The organism is Paenibacillus methanolicus (assembly GCF_008124765.1).
GTDB lineage: Bacteria > Bacillota > Bacilli > Paenibacillales > Paenibacillaceae > Paenibacillus_Z > Paenibacillus_Z methanolicus.
Genome location: NZ_VNHS01000001.1, coordinates 1269810 through 1289058 on the forward strand (window position 1 = coordinate 1269810; position 19249 = coordinate 1289058).

13 protein-coding genes are annotated in these 19249 nt (G+C 58.9%); 7 read left to right on the plus strand and 6 right to left on the minus strand.

Annotated features, from left to right (window positions below):
• The first annotated feature begins 254 nt into the window (after positions 1-254).
• Complete coding sequence (locus BCM02_RS04865; RefSeq protein ID WP_148927883.1) at positions 255-470, plus strand: hypothetical protein; 216 nt, start codon at positions 255-257, stop codon at positions 468-470.
• Here the strand turns inward: BCM02_RS04865 and BCM02_RS04870 are convergent, their stop codons facing one another.
• The 4 genes from BCM02_RS04870 to BCM02_RS04885 all read right to left on the minus strand — a co-directional run bounded on the left by BCM02_RS04870 (position 471) and on the right by BCM02_RS04885 (position 9375).
• Complete coding sequence (locus tag BCM02_RS04870; RefSeq protein ID WP_148927884.1) at positions 471-2447, minus strand: RICIN domain-containing protein; 1977 nt, start codon at positions 2445-2447, stop codon at positions 471-473.
• A complete protein-coding gene (locus tag BCM02_RS04875; RefSeq protein ID WP_148927885.1) occupies positions 2419-4263 on the minus strand; it encodes a sensor histidine kinase in 1845 nt (614 codons plus the stop codon). The genes BCM02_RS04870 and BCM02_RS04875 overlap by 29 nt, the downstream gene beginning before the upstream one ends.
• A complete protein-coding gene (locus BCM02_RS04880; RefSeq protein WP_187434023.1) occupies positions 4260-5600 on the minus strand; it encodes an ABC transporter substrate-binding protein in 1341 nt (446 codons plus the stop codon). Before BCM02_RS04880 ends, BCM02_RS04875 begins: the two co-directional genes overlap by 4 nt.
• A 1042-nt stretch (positions 5601-6642) precedes the next feature.
• Positions 6643-9375, minus strand: a complete 2733-nt coding sequence (locus BCM02_RS04885) for a glycoside hydrolase family 78 protein (RefSeq protein ID WP_148927887.1) — start codon at positions 9373-9375, stop codon at positions 6643-6645.
• Between the two features lie 173 nt (positions 9376-9548).
• On the opposite strand from BCM02_RS04885, the gene BCM02_RS04890 reads away from it, so the two are divergent.
• A complete protein-coding gene (locus tag BCM02_RS04890) occupies positions 9549-10439 on the plus strand; it encodes an AraC family transcriptional regulator (RefSeq protein ID WP_148927888.1) in 891 nt (296 codons plus the stop codon).
• A gap of 53 nt (positions 10440-10492) precedes the next feature.
• Here the strand turns inward: BCM02_RS04890 and BCM02_RS04895 are convergent, their stop codons facing one another.
• On the minus strand, positions 10493-13033 hold the full coding sequence (locus BCM02_RS04895; protein ID WP_148927889.1) for a GGDEF domain-containing phosphodiesterase: 2541 nt from the start codon (positions 13031-13033) through the stop codon (positions 10493-10495).
• A 269-nt stretch (positions 13034-13302) separates the two neighbouring features.
• Here BCM02_RS04895 and BCM02_RS04900 point away from each other — a divergent pair, with 269 nt between their 5' ends.
• Positions 13303-13830: a hypothetical protein gene (locus BCM02_RS04900; RefSeq protein ID WP_148927890.1), complete on the plus strand. Its 528-nt coding sequence runs from the start codon at positions 13303-13305 to the stop codon at positions 13828-13830.
• Positions 13831-13947: 117 nt separating this feature from the next.
• Here BCM02_RS04900 and BCM02_RS04905 read toward each other — a convergent pair whose 3' ends face one another.
• Positions 13948-14790, minus strand: a complete 843-nt coding sequence (locus BCM02_RS04905; RefSeq protein WP_148927891.1) for an RMD1 family protein — start codon at positions 14788-14790, stop codon at positions 13948-13950.
• 169 nt (positions 14791-14959) lie between these two features.
• On the opposite strand from BCM02_RS04905, the gene BCM02_RS04910 reads away from it, so the two are divergent.
• The 4 genes from BCM02_RS04910 to BCM02_RS04925 form a co-directional block, all read left to right on the plus strand.
• The gene (locus tag BCM02_RS04910; protein ID WP_148927892.1) at positions 14960-15367 is read left to right on the plus strand and encodes a DUF6385 domain-containing protein; all 408 of its coding nucleotides are present in this window, start codon (positions 14960-14962) and stop codon (positions 15365-15367) included.
• A 245-nt stretch (positions 15368-15612) separates the two neighbouring features.
• Positions 15613-16140: a hypothetical protein gene (locus BCM02_RS04915; protein ID WP_148927893.1), complete on the plus strand. Its 528-nt coding sequence runs from the start codon at positions 15613-15615 to the stop codon at positions 16138-16140.
• Positions 16141-16169: 29 nt separating this feature from the next.
• Complete coding sequence (locus BCM02_RS04920; RefSeq protein WP_148927894.1) at positions 16170-16421, plus strand: hypothetical protein; 252 nt, start codon at positions 16170-16172, stop codon at positions 16419-16421.
• Positions 16422-16574: 153 nt separating this feature from the next.
• A partial coding sequence (locus BCM02_RS04925) for a beta strand repeat-containing protein (protein WP_148927895.1) occupies positions 16575-19249 on the plus strand: 2675 nt, incomplete at its 3' end.

Sequence of the window (19249 nt, forward strand, 5' to 3'; positions counted from 1 at the left end):
ATTCGAATAATCTAAGAAATATGGCAATAAACAACGAAACCGCCTCCCCTCCGCGCATGTTGCGCGAGGGAAGACGGCATGGTCGGCTTGCGATATTGAATAATTCTCCGAATTGTATAACAAATCTACGAAACGATGGGATGAACGAAACTGCTTTATAGGTTGACCAAGTGCCTCGAACGGCTATGCGGTAAAAAGCGTTGAATGATGTTCGCAACAGGCATTTGAATCGGAATGGTGAGCCCTGTACATTAATGGATTTCGAGGCAGCCATTCAAGCTGGAATAGTGGTGATCACCTCACTACTGGCGCTTGATGCAACCGTTCAAGTCGAAATAGTGGTGATCACCTCACTACTGGCGCTCGATGCAGCCGTTCAAGCTGGAATAGTGATGCTCAGCCTACTACTGGCGCTCGCAGCTGTCTTCCCACAGTCGAAAGATCGACACGCTTTCTATGTTGATGGATAACTACCGCATCTTCACGATATCCCACTGCTGATTGGCGCCCATCGTGTCCTTCCATTGGATGATGCGCGCGCAGGGCGTCTTGTCGCCTCCGTTCACGTCGGCGAGCAGACCGCTGCCCGCGTTGACCAGCTTGTAATAGCTGCCGGACTTCATGATCCGCCAGCGCTGGCTGGCTCGGCCGCCGTCCGCCTCCTGCACGAGACCCGCTCCGCCTTCCGCCGAACCGCGGTCCACGCCGAGCAGCAAGCCGCTCCGCCGGTTCACGAGCTTGTAAGCATCGCCGCCAGCCGGGACGAACATCCAGCATTGATTCGCTTCCCCGTGCTGATGCCATTGAATAATTCCCGCGCCTTCCGCCAGCGAATCGCTGTCCACATCGAGCGCCATGCCGCTGTTCCGGTTGATGAGCAGGTAGAACGATTCCGCCTGGAAACCGCTAACCGGCTGCGTGCTGCCTCGATAATCCGAGACGGTCATGCCCGCATATTCCTTGAACACTTTGCAGAAATAAGACGTGTCCTTGTAGCCCACCTTCGACGCCGTCTCGTATACCTTCAGCGTCGTCTCCCGCAGCAGCCGCTTGGCCTCCTCCATCCGGCATTGCTGAATAAATTCGGACAGCCGCTGCCCCGTCTGCTGGCGAAACAGAATCGACAAGTAATTCGGGCTGAGGTCGAGACGCCGGGACAAGTCCGCCACGTTCAATTCCTCGTCCAGGTGCTTCATAATGTAGGATTTCGCCTGCTTGATCTCCGGCCGTTCCCGCGCGCTGCCTGCGCATACGGAGCGGATCCGCTCCAGGACGGCTTCCCGAATCCGTTCCAGCGGACTCAACCGCGCCAGCGAATCCGTTACCCAGCCTTGCCAATGATCCATCGGCGCAAGCTCCGCGCCTTGGTCGGAGGCCGCCGCGACCAATAGCGCGAACAAGTCGAGCAGCAGCTTGCGCAGCTCGCCCTCCGGCGGCTTGACGACCCGCATATCGCGGAACAGCCGGTCCGCCAGCGCTTCGCACGCCTCGATCTCTCCGTTCTTAAGCGCCTTCGCAAGCGACGGGTAACTGCCGGCGAGCACCGTATCCCGGTAAGGACGATCGCCCGGAGCCGAGTAGATCCGCCCGTCTTCCTCTTCGTCATATACGCTGCGGAAGACGGCGGCTTCCGCCTGCTTATGCAAAGCTTCGATCGTTTTCACGCCGAAGCCGGCCCGGCTGATGCCGATTCGGCAGCCGGCGCCGCTTCGCCCGGCCGCGCGGCTAATGCCTTCCGCCGCCTCATAAGCGGCCGCCAGCATTCGAGCTTCGCTCTTCTCGTCCTTGAAATCCAAATAGACCGCATATCGTCCCCGGCCGAGCGAGATGACGAGCCATGACGGATCAAGCTGTCCGAAGTCCGGAGCGGCTGTCGACGCATGCCCCTCGGGCGATTCCGTCTCGCGCACGACCGCCGACAGCATGACGAAAGCGCTGCGGCGATGCGGCAGCAATGCCGCTTCCGCCTGACGCTCCGCTTCTTCGAGCGTCACGGATCGCGTCAGCAGCTGATAGAGCCATTGTCTCACCCTCTCCGGCCCCGGATCGCGCACGCTCGCCTTGCTCCGCTCTTCGAGCTTCTCCTTCGCTTGCATGACCGCCAAGACCAAGTTCTCCGGCTCCAAATCATGCTTGAGCAAATAATCCGCCGCGCCGAGCTTTAACGCGTTCCGGACGAACGGAAAATCGTCATACGAGCTGAGCACGACGATCTCGGTGTCCGGCGCGATCCGCTTCACCTGCTGAATGAGCTCGATGCCGTTCATCTCGGGCATGCTGATGTCGGTGACGATCAAATCCACCGGCGATTCCGCAAGGCACGACAGCGCCTGCTTGCCGTTCACCGCTTCGACCGGCGGCTCGAAGCCGCACTGCCCCCAATCGATAATGGTCCGGATCGCGAACCTGTACACGGCGTTATCTTCCACGATCATCGCTCGCAGCAACCGTCATCGCCCCTTCCGTCGCTATTATGCGCGGCATCCTCACGATCGCCTCGGTCCCCTGACCGGGCTCGCTTCGGAAGCTTAATCCATATGGCTCGCCGTAATACAAACGGATTCGCTCGTGGACGCCGCGCACGCCGATGCTGTGCAGGCCCGGGTAACCGCCACGGCTCTCCGGCCCGTCGAGCAAGGATGCCAGCTTCTCCGGCGTAATGCCGATGCCGTTATCCGCTACCGTCAGCACGATATCGTCGCCGTCCGCTCGGCCGCCGATCGTAATGACGCCGCCACCTTTGGACATTTCGATTCCGTGTAAAATCGCGTTCTCCACAAGCGGCTGCAGCGTCAGGTAGAGAACGCCGCACGGCAGCAGATCCTCGCCGACCTCGTACCGGACGTCGAAGGCGTCGCCGTAGCCGATTTTCTGCAGTTCGATGTAGCTTCGAATATCCGCTAGCTCCTCCTCGAGCTTGCGTGCCTCCCCCGTTCGCCTGACCGAAGACTTGAGCAATCCGATGAGCGAAGCAAGCATTCGCTCCAGCTCCGGTTGCTGCTTCATTCTGGCATACCAGCGGATCGTGCCCAGCGTGTTATAGAGGAAATGCGGGTTGATCTGAGCGAGCAGCACCGAGAACTCCGCCTGCTGCTTCTCCAGCCGAACCTTATAGACGGTCGTAATGAGCTCTTCGATTCGCTCCAGCATCGCGTTGAACCGGACCGCGAGAATGCCCGCTTCATCCGAGCCGAGCGGCTGGATGCGAATGCCGAAATCGCCGTCTTCCACGCGGCGCATCGTCCGCTCCAGCAGCTTGATGCCCCGGGTCGTCGAATCCGACAGGTATACCGCGACCAGCGCCGATAGCAGGATCGCGCCGAGCGCGACCACCGCGATGACCAGCTGAAGGATGCGGATCTTTCCGAAGAGCAAGGAAGCCGGAATGAGACAGACGACCGTCCAGCCCCCGTCCACCCTGCGCTCCTGCGTCACGAGGTAGCTCTCGCCGCCGAGCTCGCTCACCCGGCTGTCGGCGAAGGCCAGTCCGCTCTCGCGCAGGCGCGACGAACGTTCCGCCGCCTCCCGAAGCTGGACTGACGTGCCTCCCGTAATGAAAGCGCCCGCCTCGCTCAGAATCGCCATGTTTTCTTGCAGGATGAGGGACTGCTGGCGGTCTAGATCCCAGAAGTAGCCCGAATCGAGCAGGAAGACGAACGTGCCGTAGCTCCGGTTGACCGCCTCGACATCGATATAATCGCGCGCGAACATCATTTCGTCCCCGCCCCGCGGCGAAGACGTCCACATCAGGTTGGGACTGTTCTTGGCTAGCGTCGACACGGCCTCCGCAGCCAGCTTCACCGCATCCGGCTCGGTCATCTGTACAACCGCGCCGTCAGCGACGGACCACCAGAAGAGGTCTCCGTCCGCCGACCGGACGAGCACGGCGTTCAAATACGGATGATTGTGCGCGAACTCGGACAACAGCGCGTTGATCCTCATCCGATTTCTCGCCATGTTCGCGCCCGCCTCGTCCGATCCGGAGACGATCATCCGCCGCAGCTCCTCGTGCATCAGCAGCTCCACGCTCGTCCCGACGAACGCTTTGGCCCGGTATTCGATTTTGTCCGATGCTTGGTGAACGAGCTGCAGCGTCAAATCCTTCGTCTGCACCTCCGTATAATAACGCGTCGCGTAGATGGCCAAGCTGCCGATCGAGACCGCCATGAGCGAGATTAACAGCAGGTTGGAGATCAGAATCTTCGAGCGTATGTGCGTGCTGCGGAAGAACCGGAATCGCTGCCGGATCAACGGCTTGCTCATCGGCTCCCGCCCCCTTCCCGCTTCCCGGACTGCAGCACCACGTCGTCGAGTCCCCGAAACAGCGCATCCACGCCACGTCCCGGGTCGATCAAGAAATCGGCGACCGCCACCGAGAAAGCTCTGCCGAGCTGCTGATTAGTGAAGCCCGTCTGCACGCCCGACCAGTCGACGGTCCGGTTCGTCTCGATGTACCGGCGATTCAATTCCGCGATCGCCGGATCAAACCCTTGTTCGACGCCCTTGAGCACGGAGACGCCGCGTTTGTTCCGCTGCAGAGAGTCCCCCATCTCCGGCATGGCGAACCAATCGAGCAGTTCCAGCGCCAGATCGGCATGCGGCGATAACGGGTTGACGGCAATGCCGCCCGTTGCCTTCATGGGGAACTGCGCATCGTCCGGATCGTCCGAGTACGGAAGCGGGAACAAGCCGAGCGAGACGTCCGAGTTGACGGAACGCACTCCGTCCACGCTCCACGTGCCGCCTACGATCATGGCCGCTTTCCCCTCGGCGACCATCGTCCGCGCTTCGTCCCAGGAGGTCTCGAACGGATGCGCGTTGACGTATGCGAACCGCTCGGCCAATCGGCGAAGCGGCGGGGCCAGCGACTTCGAGCTCGCCTCGAACGTCTTCGTCCCGTCGCTAAGCTTCTCGACGAGGAGCGGATCTTGCAGCAGCGCGGACGGCACCATATCCGCGGCCAAATCCCAGAACAGCGTCCACGTGTCCTTATAGCCGGCCGCGATCGGCGTCACGCCGTTCTCCTTCAGCCGCTCGCACAGCGCGAGGAACTCGTTCCACGTCTTGGGCAGCCGCTTGATGCCCGCCTTCGCGAACACCTCCTTGTTATAGGTAACTCCAAGCCCGTTCGCATCGATCGGCAGCATCCAGACGCGACCGTCCTGCGTGCTTGCGCCCTTCAAATACCGGGGTTCCACCTGCCTCAACGATGCGCGTCCGGTCAGCTCCGCGGCAAAACCCGCCTCGATAATATCTTGGGCGCCGTATAGATGGTCCAGCATATACAAATCCGGCATCTCGCCGCTGGCGATGCGCATGCGCAGCAGCGACATGTAGTCGCCGCCGTCCAGCGGCAGCGCCGTAACGGTCACGTTCGGATGCTTCTCCTGAAATTGACGGATGCCCGAGTCGATCCATGCCTGACTGCCGGCCTCGTCAAAGTGATGCAGCCATAGCAGCTGGATCTGCCCATCCGATCCGGAGGTGCCGACCGCCGCTCCTTCGCCGGCTTCGCGCAGCATGCCGATCAGCTGGACCGTCGCCACCGCCATCGCGAGCAGCAAGACGCCGCCATAGATGTACCAGCGCGCGCCCTTCATCGAATTCCCCTTACTTTCATGCGAAAGCCCTCCTTCATACCGCGAACCTGCCGGCGGCAATCCCTTCTGATAGCGGTTACATTCCATTTTACACCTGCCGGCGGCAATCCCTAATGATAGCGGTTACATTCCATTTTACACCTGCCGTCTCTCTGGGTGAATCCTATCTTCTGTCCGTTCGATAGGAAAAAAAATCCGCGATAACGCCGCGAAAAAGGGCTTTGCCCTTCGTGACCCTTCTTTCTCCCTAACCTTTTCTCCCTCAACCTTTCTCTCTCGCCCCTTCCCCCTCCGCCGCAATGCTGTCAGGTTAAGAAGGGCTCCGCCCCTTTGACCCCACTTTTATTGCTCCCTCCTCCCACCTCCTCCGCCGAGGAGGCTCCAAAGCCTATGCTTCCGAAGTGCGCTTTCCGTTGGAAAGCGTTCAGGGCTTTGCCCAAGCGTATGCTTCCGAAGTGCGTTTTCCTTTGAAAACGCTCAGGACTCCCCACTTCGTGCTGGCATGTTTGTTCGCGTTTGACGGGAAGGCTTGAGTGTGGCACGCTTTTGTCCTGACGGACAAAGCTTCAGTGGGTTTTGAAGTTCGTCCCAAGACATATGCATGTGCGTAAGCCGATCAACTATAGCCACGGCTGGCTTCACCGTACGCTTTTCATTAACCTGACAGCATTGCCCTCCGCCGAGGGGAACCAAGGGCTTCCGCCCTCTGTACACCCGAAAGTGGCGAGACTCGTTGCGCGGCAGTCTTCGATGTGTCCTTTCGAGGGGAGCCCGCTAGTCCTTCGGACTGGCTGTTGTTCGAGCTTCGTTCAATACGTTTAGCCTTGGGGTGGTATGCTGCTACGTTACATTTCTGTTGCCATTATCGTGCTGACCCTTGCTTTCGTCCGCTCCCGCGGACACGCTTTACTTAATCCATAATTTCATACCGGAGCAATAGCGGCGGATATAAATGAGAGAATTATACGTTCCTATATATGAACAAAGACGCCGGCAATTTCGCCGGCGTCTTTCGGACACTTCTACTTTTGTATACAACCGATTAACTTGTGCTTACGACCGTTTGCGCGGCGCTGCTGCCGAGTCCCGCTTTCACTTGGTACCGGCCGGAGCCCAGCTCAAGGCGGAGCGTGCCGTTCTCCTCCTCGGCTACCTGTACGCCGGGAATCCGCGTGTCGGCCTGGCTAAGCTGGAGGCCGTTCACTTCCGCGGATTGCGCCGTCGCGCCGCGCAGCAGGACGACGGCCGTCGCGTTCGCCGGAATTTCGAACTCGTACCGCACCGTGCCGTCCGGCACGATTCGCCATTCGCTGCGAATCGTGCCGTAAGCCGATTCATACGCCGCCTTGGCATACTCCAGACCGGAATCCGGACGCGGACGGAACAGAATCCGCTTGTAACCCGGTTCGGTCTCCTCCATGTCCAGCCCCGCGACGGCGCGATAGAGCCAGTCGCCGATGGCGCCGTATGCGTAATGGTTGAACGAGTTCATATCCTCGCTCCAGAAGGAACCGTCCGGCTTCAGTCCGTCCCAATGCTCCCAGATCGTCGTTGCTCCTTGATTGACCGAATAGAGCCAAGACGGATACTCCTCCTGCTGCACCAGCTTCACCGCGAGCTCGTGGTAGCCGTTGTCCGTCAGCACATGGCACAGGTACGGCGTGCCGACGAAACCGGTCGTCAAATGATGCTTCTGGTCTTCGACGTACTTCGCTAGCGTCCGAGCCAGCCGCTCGCGTACCGGTCCGTCGACAAGCTCGAACATGAGCGGCAGCACATGGCCGGTCTGCGTGTGGGCGGCGAGTCGACCGCTCGGCGTAATGAATTCCCGCAGGAACGCCTCCGCGATCCGTTCATATAACGCCCCGTACGTGCGGACATCTTCCTCTTGACCGAGTACCTGAGCCGCTTTCACGAACAAGCCGGTCGAGTAGGCGTAGAAGCAGGTGGCGATCAAGTCCGTCGGGGTTGCGCCGACGTAGCTGCCTTCTTTGGCATCTAGCCCGAGCCAGTCGCCGAAATGAAAGCCGGTATTCCACAAGAGCTCGTCGTCTCCCTGCGCGCGAATATAGTCGACCCATCCCCGCATGCTCTCGTATTGCTCCTCCAGCACGCGCTTGTCGCCGTAGCACTGGTAGATCGTCCACGGACAGATGACCGCCGCGTCTCCCCAAGCGGCCGACGAGAACGACGTATCGCTCAAGATATGCGGCACGACGAACGGAACGCCGCCATCCGCGCGCTGATCGGCCTTCAAATCCCGCAGCCACTTGGCGAAGAACGGCGCCACGCCGTAGTTGAACGCCGCCGTCCGGACGAACACCTGCGCGTCGCCCGTCCAGCCGAGCCGTTCGTCGCGCTGCGGACAATCCGTCGGCACGTCGAGGAAGTTGCCCCGCTGCCCCCATACGATATTGCTTTGCAGCTTATTCAGCAGCGGATGCGAGCATTCGAATGAGCCGGCAGGCTCCATATCGGTATGGATGACATGTCCCGCGAAGCGCTCCTCATTCAGCGGCACGTCCGTCGGCCAGCCTTCGATTTTGACATAACGGAAGCCATAGAAGGAGAATTGCGATTCGTATTCTTCTTCGCCGCCTTTGCATACGTACCGAACCTGCTGCTTGGCTTTCCGGAGATTAGCGACGTAGAAATTGCCTTCCCGGTCCAGCACCTCGGCATGCGTCAGCGTCAATTCCGTTCCAGCCGGGAGGTTTAGCTTCATATGCAGACGCCCGACCATATTTTGCCCCATGTCGAGCACCGTCTCGCCGGCCGGGGTGGTCAGCAGCGCCAGCGGCTTCAGCTTCTCGGTCACGCGCGAGGGCTCGTTCTCCTGCATGACTAGGATCGTCTTCGGATAGTCAATCGTCGCGACCGGCGACCATGCCCCGTCCTCGAAGCCGGGACGGCTCCAGCCCTCCTGTTCAAGACGCGCGTCGTAGGTCTCTCCGTGGTAGATTTCCGCCATCCGGACCTGTCCGGTGGAGGCGCGCCAATTCGCGTCGCTGACCACGGTCTCGACCGAACCGTCCGCATACTCGATCCGCAGCTGCAGCAGCAGCGCGCGGACGGCGCCGTAATGGTTCCGCGCCCCGCCCCAGCCCAGATCCCCGCTGTACCAGCCGTTCGACAGCGTGGCGCCGATGACGTTCGGCGACCCGCCGGCCAGCTGCGCGGTTACGTCGTAAGCCTGGACTTGCAGCCGGTGCCGGTAACTCGTCCAGCCCGGCGTATATTGCCAATCGCCGACGCGCCGTCCGTTCAACTCCAGCTCGTAGAAGCCGAGGCTGGTGGCGTACAGCATGGCGCGCTTCGGCGCGGCTCCGACCGCAAACTCGCGGCGAAGCAGGAACGCTTCTTCCGCGGCCGCGTCAATCGCGGACGGATCGGGCGTAATCCATGCCGCCTCCCAATCGTCCGGCGCGAGCAGCCCCATTTCCCAGAACCGCGCATCGCTCCAGCCGGAATCGCCGCCGTAATTGTCCCACACGCGGACCTGGTACCAATAGCGCCGATCGGCTTTCAGTTCATTCCCTTCGTATTCCACCAAGACGGATTGGTCCGATTGTACCTCGCCCGTGTCCCACGTATATGTCCCGGCCGCCAGCCCTTCCGGCGATTCGGCCGCTTGAATGCGATAAGCGGTCTGCAGCGTCCCAGGCGCGTCCGACGCCAGCTGCCAGCTGAAGCGCGGCTTGCGGCAGCCGATGCCGATCGGATTGTCGCGATACTCGCAGCGAATTTGCTTGATTTGAAGCGTAGTCGTCCCCATTGCTTCTTACCTCCCGCTATGATCGTGGAGCCTTCGATGAGCTCCTTCCTCTCCATTGTAAGAGGGGGACAAGCGAAATTAAGCGGCCGATTCGGACATTTTCGCGGGTAGATCTGGACATCTTGCAAGCGATTTCGTAAGGTGAAGATAGGATAAACAGGGAGGCGATCCGCGTGTCCAATCGCCGGCCGGCCGACGTCATGTCCGGAAGGGAATTTTTTGATCAAGGACTCCAAATCTATGTCAATCGGGCGCAAGAGTCGTTCGAGCTGCGCGAGCATTCGCACGAGTTTGCCGAAGTCACCTACATTAGCCAAGGCGCAGGCACGCATTATATCGAGGGCGAGGCGGTCCCCGCCCGTCAAGGCTCCGTCTTCGTCATTCCGGAGGGACACAGCCATGTGTTCCGCCCGCAGACGACGGACAAGAACAAGCCGCTCGTCGTGTACAATTGCCTTTTTACCTCCGCCTATCTGTACGAGCTTCGCGCCGCTTTCCCCGCGTTCCGAGAGGTGGGCGATTTCTTCGGCGACCCGCGGCTGCGCTGGTTCGAGGTGAAGGATGCGGTCGGCGTTCACGACGCCCTCTTTCAGGAGTTGTACCGGGAATATCACGGGCGGCCGCCCGGCTTCGCAGCCGTTCTATCCGCGCTGACGGTACAGCTGCTGACGGTCGTCTACCGGCACCGGCTGCTGCCTCCCGAGCCGAAAGAGTCGCAGCCTGCCTTATCGATCGCGGACGCGATCGCGCATATGGCGGCTCATTACGCCTCCCCGCTGAAGCTTGGCGACCTCGCGGACTTGGCGAAGCTGAGCGAGCGGCAGTTCGGCCGCCTCCTTCGCCAGCATACCGGCATGAGCTTCTCGGCTTACTTGCAACATCTTCGGATGAAGGCCGCTTGCCGGCTGCTGACCGAGACCTCCCAGCGCATCGCGGACGTCGCCGCTTCCGTCGGATACGCGGACCTGAAGTTCTTCAACCGCTTGTTCCGCGCGAAGACGGGCGTAAGCCCCCGCGTATACCGAAGCGAGCACGCGAACCGCCGGCAGACGCGCAAGATCTGAACAAAAAAGACGCGCCTCGAAGGAGTACGCGTCTTTCGTTCTGGTGATCCGGGTTATCCGACTTTCGGCCTGCGATGCCCGTTGCGGCGCTCGAGCAGCTCCATGCATGCTTCGGGCTCTAGCGGCTTGGCGATCAGATAGCCCTGGGCGTAGTCGCAGGCCTCCTGCTTCAAATACGCCAGCTGCTCCTCCGTCTCGACGCCTTCCGCCGTCACCTTCAAGTTCAAACCGTGCGCCATGCCGATTATCGTCTTGACGATTTCCTTCTCCCCGGCGTTGCCGCCGATGTTCTGCACGAAGGACTTGTCGATCTTCAAGCAGTCGAGCGGGAAATTGGCCAGATAGCTCAAGGAGGAGTAGCCGGTGCCGAAATCGTCCAACGCGATCTTGATGCCGAGCAGCTTCAACTGGGTCAGCTTGGTCATCACGTGGCGTTCGTTATGAATGGCGACGTTCTCCGTAATTTCAAGCGTCAGCAGTTTCGGCGCGAGCCCCGTTTCCGCCAGAACCGCTTCCATGCGCTCGACCAGATCCGGCTGTTGGAACTGGCGTCCGGACAAATTGACCGAAATGCCGAGCTGCTCGGCTCCCTCGTTCTGCCAACGCTTCGTCTGCAGACAGGCTTCGCGCAGCGCCCACATGCCGATCTCGACGATATGGCCGGTCTCCTCCGCGATCGGAATGAATTCCATCGGCGAGACGACGCCGAGTTCCGGATGGCGCCATCGAATCAAGGCTTCGTGTCCGACGATGGCGTATCCGCGCGCGTCGACGATCGGCTGGTAAACCAACCAGAACTCGCCCCGCCCCAGCGCTTTGCGCAAGCTGTTCTCGATAAGCACGCGTCGCTGTACCGCTTGGTAGAGCTTGCAGGAGAAAATCTCGTAGGTCCCGCCGCCTTGCTCCTTCGCCTTGAACATCGCGTTATCCGCCGCGGATACGAGCACGTCCGCATTCGTACCGTCCTCCGGATAGCAGCTGATGCCGATGCTGAGCGTCGCGTACAGCTCCTGACCTCCGCACAGCATCGCTTCGGCGTACGCCGCCACGAGCTTCTTCGCCATCTGCTCGGCCATCGCCGCATCCGCGCCCGGAAGCAGCACGATGAATTCGTCTCCGCCTACCCGGTAGGCATGTCCGTCTTCCGGCAGCACCTTCTTCATGCGCGCCGACGTCTCGCGGATAACCGCGTCGCCGATCGAATGGCCGAACAAGTCGTTCACGCTCTTGAACCGGTCGATGTCCAGAAACATGACCGCCGCTCTGCCGCCTTCGGCCTCGCGGCCGACTATCTGTCCGACGTGTTCTTGGAACGCATGACGATTGAGCAGCCCCGTCAACGGATCGTGATGCGCCTGATGCCGGATTTCGTCGTTCTTCGTCTTCAGCTCTTCCGTATAGACGCCCAAATTGCGCGACATCGCGTTAATCTGCTCGGTCAGCATGCCGACCTCGTCCTTGCCGGCAACCGGAATTTGCAAGCCGATGCTACCCGCAGACATCGCCTGGACGCCGAGCAAGATGCGCCGCAGCGGCCGGATCAGCACACCAGCCAATACGTACGAGACGAGGAAGGTCAAGACGAGCGAGACCGCCAGAATCGTCACGCCGATCCGCAGCTGACGGATCAGCGCCTGGTCGACGACGGCGTAATCGACGGTGATCCCGATAACGTAAGCTCGGGTGGCCTCGATCGGCGCGAAGCCCTTGATGACGCGCTTCCCGTTCAGCGTAGTCGTATACCACGCGAGCTCGTTCGTCTCCATCGCCTCGCGAACGTATCGCGCATCCTTCCTCTCGTCCGCATACCGATACGTGCCGAATTGCACGGGCTGGTCCGCCAGAAGGACGAACTCCTGCCCGCTTTGCTTCGTTACGGGCAGCGGCTTGCCGAACGTATCCGGGTTGAAGCCCGTCACTTCGAGCAGCGGCTCGTAATCGTCCAGCTGCTTGCCGATCACCGCGTCGGGACCGAACCGATCCCCGAATCCGTTAATGGAGTTGTCTCGCACGTACGGGTTGATGATATAGTCGGTCGTACCGTCGTAGTAATAGCCCCATTTGTCGATATAGTTCGGATCCGAGCTCGATACCTCCAGCGGTCCGGACCAATAATGCGGCAGCTTCTGCCCCTCCGGAATCGTCACCTCGCGTCGATCGAACAGCTGCTCGAAAGCGGTATACCAATAGCCCCAGTCTTTCGTGCCGAGCCCGATTTCCTTCGGATCGGACGACTTGACGCCGACGATGTCGTCCTTGGTCCGCACGAACAGCGTGATGAACGAAACGCCCGTCTCCGCGCTCAGCCGTTCCAGCTGTTCGTTCGTCACCTGCGAGGCTTGAGGCGGCAGGCTTTGTTTGGCGGCGAGCGCCGCGAGCCTGATTTTCTCGCCGAGCAATTCCTCCGCGTGTTGGTTCGCGTACGCGGCGTTTTCCACCGAAGTTCGGATTTGCTTCGTGAACAAGCGAAATTTGTCCTGCAGCTCTTCCATGACGGTATCTTTGGCCGCGTAATAGGACAGGATGACATGCAGAACAAGCAAGACCGATACGGTGAGCGTTATCATGAGCGCGATCTTGGTCTTAAGCGACATGCCTTCCCATCCTTTAGCTGAAATTAGTCATCCGACCGGCCTATGTACGGTTCCATCTCTTCCGCGAATCTCCCTATGTACAACAATCTTAGCATTTTCCCATACTCGGAATCGACCCTATAAATCTGGAAGAACATACGACAGGATGATGAACATTTCGTAATTGCTCCTGTCGATTTGCGGTCAGGTCCACGACGCTTTCGGCATTATTTTCATTCGCTCGGGAGATCGTATATAATCGGGCTGGAAAAACGAAAGGAGACACCGGAATGAGCGAATTTAGCCAAAGTTATCATTTGCGCACAGAAAATAAACAAGATGCCGTCTTGCTCATGAAATCGGCCGGCAAGCGCGGCTTCGCGTTCGAACCCGCGAACGGCTGGACGACGTTCGTCGTGGAAGGCGCCGAATTCGCCGCCGACGATTCGATCGCGGAACAAAATGGCGGACTGCTGGCGCATTATGTATATGCCGAGGATCATGGTTGGACGTTAACGATCTTCAACAAGCGGATCCTTGCGTTCGACTATCGCTGCCACTGGGAGGAAGAGCTGGTCATCGAAGCGGATGTGCTGGATTTGAGCCTGCTTCGCCGGCTTATCGCGGAGCAAGGTCAGGACGACGGCGGTCTGATGACGTTGTTCCATCCGGACGACCTCGAGACCCTGCTCGAGCTGGATCCTCCGCCGGCTTACCAAATCGCGGAACGGCTGGGCTTCCTCCACTTCGCCTGGGTGTCCGACGATTATGTGCGCAGCGACCGCGCCAGCTACGAGGTCGCCGAGGAGGTCGAGTAGAACGGATAAGCATTGCTTACTCAAAGCAAATGAGATGCGCCGTCACGACGAATGACGAGGTGCATCCCTATTTGCGCTGCCTAGTCGTGTTTGGAGCACGCGATCTATTCGATTGAGTTAATGCGACGGGACCCATCCGGCAATCTGCAGCAGCGAGATCACGACCTCGATGACGATCAGAATGACGACGATCCACTCCACGAACAACCCCCGGATCGAATGGCTAATATTCGTGAATCCTTCAAGGATATGATAGAGCGAATCCGTCTTGCTCTTCAGAATGTTGTACCGGTCGTTCAGCTCGTAGAAATCCATCATCTCCTCATAGAACGAGCCCGCCGAGCTGTGATTCCACGTGATCTCGGGCTTGTCGAGAATCATGATATAGGCCAGCGTATTGTATTCGTGCCGGACAATCCTCGCGGTCATTTGCGCCAGCTGCTTGTTGCCGACGCGCATCCGCCCTTTCTCGAGCCTGTCGATCATCTCCTCCAGCCGGTCCTGAATTTGCTCGAGCTGCTCCTCGATTTTCTCCAAGGCGACCGATTTGGCCAATACCGTGGCAATCAGCTCCGGCAGGAAAAATTCGAATTCCGATACGATCACGTGCTCGTCCGTTAACTCCATGCGTTCAATCTCGCCGATGTGCAAGCTATAGTCGTCGGCATACCGGTAAACCTGCTTTAGTTTCAGCCCCTGATCGAGCGTCTGCAGAAACTTCAAAAAGACGTGAATCTCCTCTTTGCTCTCGTGGTTGACGAACACGATGCTGCCGAACGAGAAAATGAGCACCTGCTGCAAGCTGTCCACGCCGCGGTCGTACAGCTTCTTGAGCACGTTGTTCCGAATGATGAGCGGCTGCTCCCACGTATATTTCTTGCGGATGCCGAAATGAATCGCGATCTGGTTCAAATCGATTTCGTTCGCGATGACCAACGCTTTAAACGTGATATCTTCCATCTATTCTCTCTCCACGCATAACTCCTGTAACCAGGAAGGATTCCCCTATTTTGACCTAAGCCCTCCTTCTTTATCCCAAGAGGCCTTGAATTAGGTATACATACAAACGGCGAGCAGCCCGTCCGGCATATGCTAAGCAGAGAGATTCTCGGAGCAAGGAGGTTAAGGGATGTCCACGTGTAGGAAAAAAAGAAGCTCCTGCGCGCGCTGCAAACGGAGAAAGAGCGCGAAATCGGCGATTGCGGTTCGTTTTATCGACAAATGCATTCGCGGCCTGGCCGTTACCGACGATCCGCTCCTCCTTCCGGCGCAAAATACCTCTCGGCTTACCGTCTACTCTTACGCGATCGTCAACCGCGGCAAGGAGCCCGTTCGCGTCCGCGTCGACGTCGGGCCGAATCTGACGAATTACGCCTCCGACCGCGAGATGCAAGTGCCGGCCGGCCAGACGGTCGTCCTCGTGCCGACGCGTTTCCTGAAATACACCCGCATCGTGCTGCAAGCACACGAGGATCACGACGCCGCGGTCAGATGCGACGTATACTTTCAAGCTCAGACGATGGTTTATCGTCCATGAAGACGAGGCGCGGGGGCGCTTCGTCTTTTATTTTTGCGTCGAGCGGCGAATTTAGGTCATCGGCCAACGTCAGAAGCACAAGCCGGACTCTATCGACGCTCATAAACTATCATGTCTTCGTTGCTAGCTTGAGCATGCGGGCAAACGCTGGAGCGAGCACCTCCGCGGTTGCCGCCTCCATGCTTCGACGGTTCGCCGGACAAGTTGCGCCGAAGACTCGACTTTGCAGAAGGGACGTGATTGACATGCCGAAAGACAAAGAGCCCCAAAGCCGCCTGCCGCAGCTAATCGCCAATCCGGTCGCCGAATACACGGCCTCTAATCTCGGGCTGCTGTTCGAAGCCACCAGCGGTCCCATCACGATGCCGGGCAACAGTTATATCGGCATCATGCTGCGCAATCCCTCCGCTTCGGAGAAGCGCGTGTATCTCTCCCGCATTCTGTACGGTGCCGTCGCCAACACGTCGTTCTCGCTCATCCAGAATGGCAAATTCGCGGGCGGGGACCCGCTTACGCCGTACAATGCCAATTTCGGAGCCGATGCGGATTCGGGGGCGAAGCTGAAGCTGATCATGCAAGGAAGCGATCCGTTCGAAGGCGATGAACCATTCTCGACCGTCATCCCCTCCGGCGGCTCGCTGGTGGAGGAGTTGAACGGACGCCTCATTTTGCCTCCGAAAAGCAGCTTAGGCGTTCGAATCGCGAACAACACCGCGCAGCCTAGCCTCGTCTCCTTATCGATCAGCTGGTGGGAACTCGGATCTGCGCAATAACAACTATACGAAAGAAAGGCGGTATGGCCATGGCATCCAGCACGAAAGTATTCGTTCCGCAAGGCGTCGTCACGCTCGTATACACGGGAACCGGGGAGAAAGTACTGCTGCAGACCGGTCAAATATATATCGGGGGCTCCAATGTCAGCGCTTCGAACGGGCTGTTCTTAACCGGGTATTACTGCGATTTCTACGACCTTGGCGTCGTGGCGCTAAATGAAGAAATTTATGCACTATCGACTTCGTTCGATAATGAAGTCACGATATTTACGTATAGTTAACCGGCAATAGGCTTCGATCGCCTCAAGCCCGGGGTCCGTTCCTTGCGAACGGGCCCTTTTCTTTTTGGGCGAAGAAAGAACCATGAACGGCGCAGCGGCGGCATAGCATAGAGATAGCGAATGTTGAGGCCAGCGGTTCAGGAGGAATACGAGATGCCGAATTTTGCAGTCTTCAATACGGACCCGAACGATCAGCGCGTCCTGATCTTCGGCATGGATCGGCAGTCTACGCCGAGACCCGTATCGACCGACGAGTCGGGCAATATAACGACGGTTGTGCTAGGCGGGACGCTGTCTCTCATTGAAGGCGTGATCGTCAACGCAGGCACGATCACGACGATCGAGAACGTCATGGGCGTCACGATCACCGCGGGACGGGTCGACGCCCATATCGTCTCGGGTCACCTCGGCGCCGAAATTACGGGCGGCACGATCGACGTCATCCGCAACGTCTTCGCCGCCACTATCGTGGCCGGCGTGCTCTCTAATTTGCTGAACGGCACGCTCTCTAACCTCTTGGCGGCCACCATCGTGGGCGGAACGCTGCACGCGGTGGAGGAAGTGCTCGGCGCGACCGTTGTCGGCGGGACGCTCGACGCAATCGGGGAAGTGCGCGCGGCCACCATCGTAGGCGGGACGGTTAATGCGAATATTGTAAGCGGCACGGTCAACGCCAACATCGTAAGCGGAACCGTTGCGACCGAGATCGTCGCGCTGACCGTGACGGGCGGCAGCTTGACCGTCGTCGAGGAAGTGCTCGGCGCGACCGTTGTCGGCGGGACGCTTGGCGCGGTCGGCGAGTTGCTTGCGGCTACGATCGTCGGCGGGACGTTGAACGCGGTTGCTGAAGTATTGGCGGCGACCATCGTGGGCGGGACGATCAATGCGAATATTGTAGGCGGCACGGTCTCGACCGAGATCGTCGCGCTTACCGTAACAGGCGGCAGTTTGAACGTCGTCGAAGAAGTGCTCGGCGCGACCATTGTCGGCGGGACGCTTGGCGCGGTCGGCGAGGTGCTCGCGGCGACGATTGTCGGCGGGACATTGAGCGCGGTTGCTGAAGTATTGGCGGCGACCATCGTGGGCGGGACGATCAATGCGAATATTGTAGGCGGCACGGTCTCGACCGAGATCGTCGCGCTTACCGTGACAGGCGGTAGTTTGAACGTCGTCGAAGAAGTGCTCGGCGCGACCATTGTCGGCGGGACGCTGGATGCCGTCACCGTGATCGGCGGGACAATCGATACGGTGTCGGAAGTTCTCGCGGCGACAATCGTCGGCGGGACGTTGAATGTCAACGTGGTCGGGGGAACCCTGGCCGCCCTTGTTGCTGACGTGACGGTTAGCGGCGGGACGTTGAACGCGCTGGAAGAGCTGATCTCCGCGACAATTGCGGGCGGCACCCTTAACGCTGTTGCGGAAGTCCAAGCCGCCACCATCGTAGGCGGAACGATCAATGCCGCGACCGTGATTGGAGGTACCATTAATACCGTTGCGGAAGTTCTTTCGGCGACCATTGCCGGTGGCACGCTTAATGCCGTCACCGTCGTCGGCGGGACCATCAACGCCGTCGCGGAAATTCTCTCGGCCACGATCGTCGGCGGAACTTTAAATGTAAACGTGGTCAGCGGAACCATCTCCGCCATCGTGGAAGACGTAACTATAATCGCCGGCACGCTAAATGCGCTGGAAGAGTTGCTTTCAGCCACTATCGTTGGCGGAACGCTCAACGCCGTTACGGTTATTGGCGGTACCATCAATGCGGTTTCGGAAATTCTTGCGGCTACCATTGTTGGCGGCACATTGAACGTGAATGTAATTAGCGGAACTGTTGCCGCCATCGTGGATGCCGTAACCGTCACTGCAGGCACTATTAATGTCGTAGAAGAACTGCTCTCTGCGACGATCACCGGCGGTACGATTAATGCCGTAACTGTTATTGGCGGCACCATCAGTACGGTTTCGGAAGTCCTCTCCTCCACTATCGTTGGTGGAACGCTTAACGCCGTCACGATCATCGGTGGCACGATTAATGCCGTCTCGGAGATTTTAGCGGCTACTATTGTTGGCGGCACCTTGAACGTGAATGTAACTAGCGGAACAGTAACTGCCATCGTTGATTCCGTAACCGTCATTGCAGGCACTATTAATATTGTAGAAGAACTGCTCTCTGCGACGATCACGGGTGGTACGCTTAATGCTGTGACCGTTATTGGCGGCACCATCAACACGGTTTCGGAAGTCCTCTCCTCCACCATCGTCGGCGGAACGCTTAACGCCGTCACGATCATTGGCGGCACGATTAATTCCGTCTCGGAAATTTTAGCGGCTACCATCGTTGGCGGCACCTTGAACGTGAATGTGGTCAGTGGGACCCTGGCTGCCTTCGTCGATGACGTGATCATTAGCGCTGGTACTTTGAATGTTCTGGAAGAGTTACTTGCTGCGACGATTGTTGGCGGTACGCTCAACGCCGTGACGGTTATTGGTGGCACCATCAACACGATCGCTGAAGTCCTTTCCTCCACCATCGTTGGCGGAACGCTTAACGCCGTCACGATCATCGGCGGCACGATTAATTCGGTCTCGGAAATTTTAGCGGCTACCATCGTTGGTGGCACCCTGAACGTCAATGTGGTCAGCGGGACCTTGGCCGCCATCGTTGATTCCGTAACCGTCACTGCAGGCACTATTAATATTGTTGAAGAACTGCTCTCTGCGACGATCACTGGCGGTACGCTCAATGCCGTGACCGTTATTGGCGGCACCATCAATACGGTTACGGAAGTACTCTCCTCCACTATCGTTGGCGGTACGCTCAACGCCGT